At 40.4% G+C, this 5,819-nt stretch carries 2 protein-coding genes; both read left to right on the top strand.

The features are described from left to right. Window positions 1–378, top strand: a 378-nt coding sequence (locus tag B0I10_RS15425; protein WP_146740389.1) for a T9SS type A sorting domain-containing protein, incomplete at its 5' end; no start/stop codon positions are given. A gap of 276 nt (window positions 379–654) precedes the next feature. Beyond that, on the top strand, window positions 655–5,819 hold a 5,165-nt coding region (locus tag B0I10_RS15430; protein ID WP_245943006.1), incomplete at its 3' end, for a MopE-related protein.

Consider the following 5,819-nt stretch of genomic DNA (forward strand, 5'->3'; position numbering starts at 1 on the left):
ACAACTTACACTGTTAGAGTAGCGATACGTTTGAATGGTGTTTGGGGACCTTACGGTAAATCATGTAGTATTATTACTCCAGGAGCCGGAAGACCAGATGAAGTAACCAGAATGGATGCAACTACAATTGATGGATTCAAAGCGATTGCTTTCCCGAATCCATTTGCAAACAGTTTTGCTATTGATGTGAAAACTTCTAACACAGAACCAGTAAGCTTGACCGTGTATGACATGGCCGGAAGATTATTGGAAGTGAAAGAAGTAAAAGCAGCAGATGTAACCAACTATCAATTTGGAGACCGTTATCCATCGGGTGTTTACAACGTGATTGTAACACAAGGTAATGAAACGAGAACCGTGCGAGTGGTGAAACAATAGAACAGAGGTGCTGAGGGACTGAGGTTCTAAGGTACTGAGTTAACAAAAGGGAAACCTCCGAGCAATCGGAGGTTTTTTTGTTTCATAAAGTTAATGAAGGAATGTATTTTACTTTTTAACAGAAATAAATTTCAGCTAAAAATCACTCATTTGGGTGATTTTAATTCGATTACGAACTTGTATTTTTGAAAGTCATAACATTAAAATTTGTTCTTCAAGTTTACACTATTTTCTTGTAAATAATTAGAGGACAGTTAATAATCAAAAAAACATCCAATGAAAAACAACTATTTTTATTTGTGTTTCCTTTTTATAACAGGAATATTATTTGCTCAACCGGGTACAATAGATTTAAGTTTTAATCCTGATGATGTAGGTTTTGGAAACGGGGATGGACCCAACAGTACAGTTCGGACCACTGCAATCCAGAGCGATGGTAAAATCATCATTGGGGGAAGGTTTACTTCCTTTAATGGAACCTTGCGAAACCGTATCGCTCGTTTGAACACTGATGGCAGTTTGGACACTACCTTTAACCCCGGCACGGGAGCAAACGATGAAATATTGACCATTGTTCTTCAAAGCGATGGAAAAATTATTATTGGGGGAGGATTTACGTCATTTAATGGAACCATTAGAAGCCGTATCGCTCGCTTAAACCTCGATGGCAGTTTGGACACTACCTTTAACCCAGGTACGGGGGTGGATAATGATATATTTAGCATTGTTCTCCAAAGCGATGGACAAATCATTATTGGGGGAGATTTTATTTCCTTTAATGGAACCTCACGAAGCCGTATCGCTCGCTTAAATACTGATGGTAGTTTGGACACTTCCTTTAACCCCGGCACGGGAGCTTACGATGAGATTTTGACCACTACTGTCCAAAGTGATGATAAAATTATCATTGGGGGAAGATTTGAATCTTTTAATGGAACCTCACAAAATTACATCGCTCGCTTGAACACCGATGGTAGCGTAGATACTACTTTTAACCCCGGTACAGGTGCAAATTTTTTTGTTGAGACCACTGCTCTTCAAAGCGATGGTAAAATCATTGTTGGTGGTTTATTTAATTCTTTTAATGGAATCTCACGGATGGGTATCGCTCGCTTGAACATTAACGGTAGTTTAGACGTCACCTTTAACCCCGGCTCGGGTGCTATTGGTGGTATTGTTTCTACCACTGCTCTCCAAAGCGATGGTCAAATCATCATTGGGGGAAGTTTTGCTTCCTTTAATGGAACCTCACGAAACCGTATCGCTCGCTTGAACACCGACGGCAGCTTGGATACAACTTTTAACCCCGGCACGGGAGCAAACATTACTGTCCATACCACTGCTTTACAAAGCAATGGTAAAATCATCATTGGGGGAAATTTTACATCCTATAATGGAACCTCACGAAACTACTTCGCCTACTTGAACACGGACGGTAGTTTAGACACTGCTTTTAATCCCGGAACGGGAGCCAACAGTGGTATCGGTAACACTGCTCTCCAAAGTGAAGGTAAAATTATTATTAGGGGAGTTTTTACTTCATTTAATGGAACCCCACGAAACTATATTGCTCGCTTAAACAATGATGGTAGTTTGGACACCACCTTTAGCCCCGGCACGGGCGTTGACACCGGTAATATACAAACTACTACTGTGCAAAGCGATGGTAAAATCATCATTGGAGGAGAGTTTTATTCCTTTAATGGAACTCCACAAAACCGTATCGCTCGCTTGAACACGGACGGTAGTTTGGACACTACTTTTAACCCCGGTACGGGAGTAAACAGTAGTGTCTATACCACTGCTTTACAAAGCGATGGTAAAATCATCATTGGGGGAGAGTTTACTTCCTTTAATGGAACTCCACAAAACCGTATCGCTCGCTTGAACACGGACGGTAGTTTGGACACTACTTTTAACCCGGGTGCGGGAGCAAGCAGTTCTGTTGTGACCGCTGCTTTGCAACCTGATGGTAAAATCATTATTGGGGGGGTGTTTACCTCCTTTAATGGAACCTCACGAAACCGTATTGCTCGCCTGAATACGGACGGTAGTTTGGACACTACCTTTGACCCCGGCACGGGAATAAATGACATTTTCAGGACCATTGCTCTGCAACCTGATGGTAAAATCATTATTGGGGGAGATTTTACTTTTTTGAATGGAACTCCACGAAGCCGCATTGCTCGCTTGAACACCGATGGTAGTTTGGATATTGCCTTTAACCCCGGGGCGGGAGCAAACAATAGAGTTCGGACCACTACACTCCAAAGCGATGGTAAAATCATCATTGGGGGAGAATTTACTTCCTTTAATGGCACCTTACGAAATCGTATCGCTCGTTTGAACACCGATGGCAGTTTGGACACTACCTTTGACCCCGGTACGGGGGGCAACAATAATATAATTACTACTGCTTTGCAAAGCGATGGCAAAATCATTATTGGGGGACAATTTACTTCCTACAATGGAGTGGGCAGAAACCGAATCGCCAGAATTTTTGGTGATCCTCCAGTAGCAAACGATTTTTGTACTACTGCTGAATCCATTACTCTTACTACCACGAACCAAAGCATTACTTTTACCCTTTTGGAAGCAGCAGTGCAAAATGAACCCGGTTGTGCAGGCACTACTTCTGCAAACTATGCTGACGTTTGGTATGAGTTTACCATGCCTTTTAATGGCAATGTTGCGATAACTTCTCAAATAGTTTGGAATCAATTTGCACTATATGAGACTTGTGGCGGAAATGAACTTAATTGTTTCAGCGGAAATGGTCTTATCACCGGCTTACAAGAAGGAGCAACTTATAAATTAAGGGTATATAGAACAGAGTCATTAGCTTTAAATCCAACTTTTCAGAGTTTTAGTATTCAAGCATTTGAGTCTGCTGAAAATGATGATTGTATAAATGCCACAACTATCAATATTCAAACAACTCCTCAGACTTTAAACTTTGTACTTCAAAGTGCTACTATTGCAAATGAAGTAGGATGCCTAGGAACTCCTCCCGCCCATTATGCTGATCTTTGGTATGAATTTACCATGCCTTTTAACGGAAATGTGGCCATTACCTCTCCCATTGTTTGGAATCGCTTTTCGGTTTTTGAGGCTTGTGGCGGAAACCAACTTAACTGTATCACCGGAAACGGGCTTGTAACTGGTTTACAAGAAGGAGCAACTTATAAACTAAAAGTATTTAGAACGGCAAGCTTAGCAATAAATCCAACTTTTCAGAGTTTTACTATTCAAGCATTTGAGTCTGCTGAAAATGATGATTGTATAAATGCCACAGCTATCAATATTCAAACAACTCCTCAGACTATAAATTTTGCACTTCAAAGTGCTACTAGTGCAAATGAAGTAGGATGCCAAGGAACTTCTCCCACCAATTATACTGATCTTTGGTATGAATTTACTATGCCTTTTGATGGCAATGTTGCGATAACTTCTCAAATAGTTTGGAATCAATTTGCGTTATATGATGCATGTGATGGAAACCAACTTAACTGTATCACCGGAAACGGACTTATAAATGGTTTGCAAGAAGGAGCAACTTATAAACTTAAAGCATATAGAACGACAAGCTTAGCTATCAATCCAACTTTTCAGAGTTTTACTATTCAAGCTTTTGAGTCTGCTGAAAATAATCTTTGTCCGAACGCATCAACAATTGCAGTATCGACCCTTTCACAAAGTATAAATTTTGTACTTCAAAGTGCTACTGTGAACAACGAGGTAGGATGTGAAGGAACAATACCAGCTGATTACACTGATCTTTGGTATGAATTTACCATGCCCGTTGAAGGAAACGTTGTGATCACCGGTCCAATTGTTTGGAATAAGTTTGCCATTTATGATACTTGTGGGGGCAATGAAATAGCCTGTTTTGATGCAAATGGAACAGTTGAAGGACTGGAATTTGGCGTAACTTACAAATTGAGGGTTTACAGAACTTTATCTACAACTTTGGATTCATCTTTTCAACGTTTTACTATTCAGGCTTTTGGGATTGTTCCAAATGACAACTGTCCCAATGCAATGCTTTTACCTTTAGGTGAAAACATACAAACAATTCCTTTTACTATCTCCAGTGCATCAATCAATAATGAAGCGGGATGTGAAGGAACAGCTCTTGCCAATTATTCTGATATTTGGTACCAATTTGAAATGCCTTTTGATGGAGCAGTATCCATAGAAGGTTTTATCTCTTGGAACCAATTTGCACTTTATAATTCATGCGGAGGAACAGAGCTGGCTTGTTTTAATTCAAGTGGTTTGATTGAAGGATTAGAGCAAGGAATTACCTATTATCTTAGGGTTTTTAGAACGGAAGCATTGGCATTAAATTCTGGTTTTCAAAGTTTTATTATTCAAGCTGTTGAAGAGGTTGTCTTTCCCTCCATAGGTCTTGTTGGCACTTTTAATGGCTTTGGAAATGATGCTGTGATGCAAACGCTGGATGGAGAACTCTACACACTGAATAATTTTGAGATTTCGGTTACGGGCGTAGTGAAGTTTCGTCAGGATTTTTCATGGGATGTCAACTGGGGTGCTACTGATTTTCCGAGTGGTGTTGGATTTCAAGGAGGACCTGATATTCCGGTACCTGCGGGTGTTTATGATATTACGTTCAATCGATTGAACGGAGCCTATCAATTTACTTTACTTAGTCCCTTGTTTCCTACTATTGGAATAATAGGCGAGTTTAACAATTGGGCTACTAGCGTTCCTATGCAAACTACCGATGGCATCAACTATGAGCTACTAGATTTTTATTTACCGGCACCGGGAAGTGACCCAGGACTGAAGTTCAGACAAGATAATGCTTGGGATATTAATTGGGGAGGTCTAGATTTTCCCTCTGGTGTAGCTTTCTTTAATGGACCTAATATTCCTGTTCAAGAAGGTAACTACACTATTTATTTAAATCTTTTGAATCTCGAATACTTTTTTGAATCCACAACTCTTCAAACTTGGTTTGAAGATGCCGATGGTGATGGTTTTGGTAACCCTGATGTGACTGTTGCAGCAGCTACCCAACCCACTGGCTATGTAGCCATAGGCGGTGACTGCAACGACACCAACAACACCGTTTATCCCGGAGCAGCAGAAATCTGCTACGATGGTTTAGACAACGATTGTGATGGAATTATTGACAATGGCTGTACACCAATTGTAACGGATGTTCAACCGTCTCAATGTGGAATAACTTTGGCTACTATTGACAGTTATGTTTATGCTAACATTGTTTCAAATGCTCAAGGTTACCGCTTTAGAGTAACCAATACTGCTACGAATGATGTACAAACCATTGATCAATTGTTACGAGGTTTCCGTTTTACGCAATTGACTACTTATGCCTTTAACACAACCTATTCCGTAGAAGTTTCAGTGCGAATTAACAACGTATGGCAACCGTTCTACGGAACCCCCTGTAC

This window comes from Flavobacterium lacus (assembly GCF_003268815.1).
In the GTDB taxonomy this organism is placed as follows: Bacteria; Bacteroidota; Bacteroidia; order Flavobacteriales; family Flavobacteriaceae; genus Flavobacterium; species Flavobacterium lacus.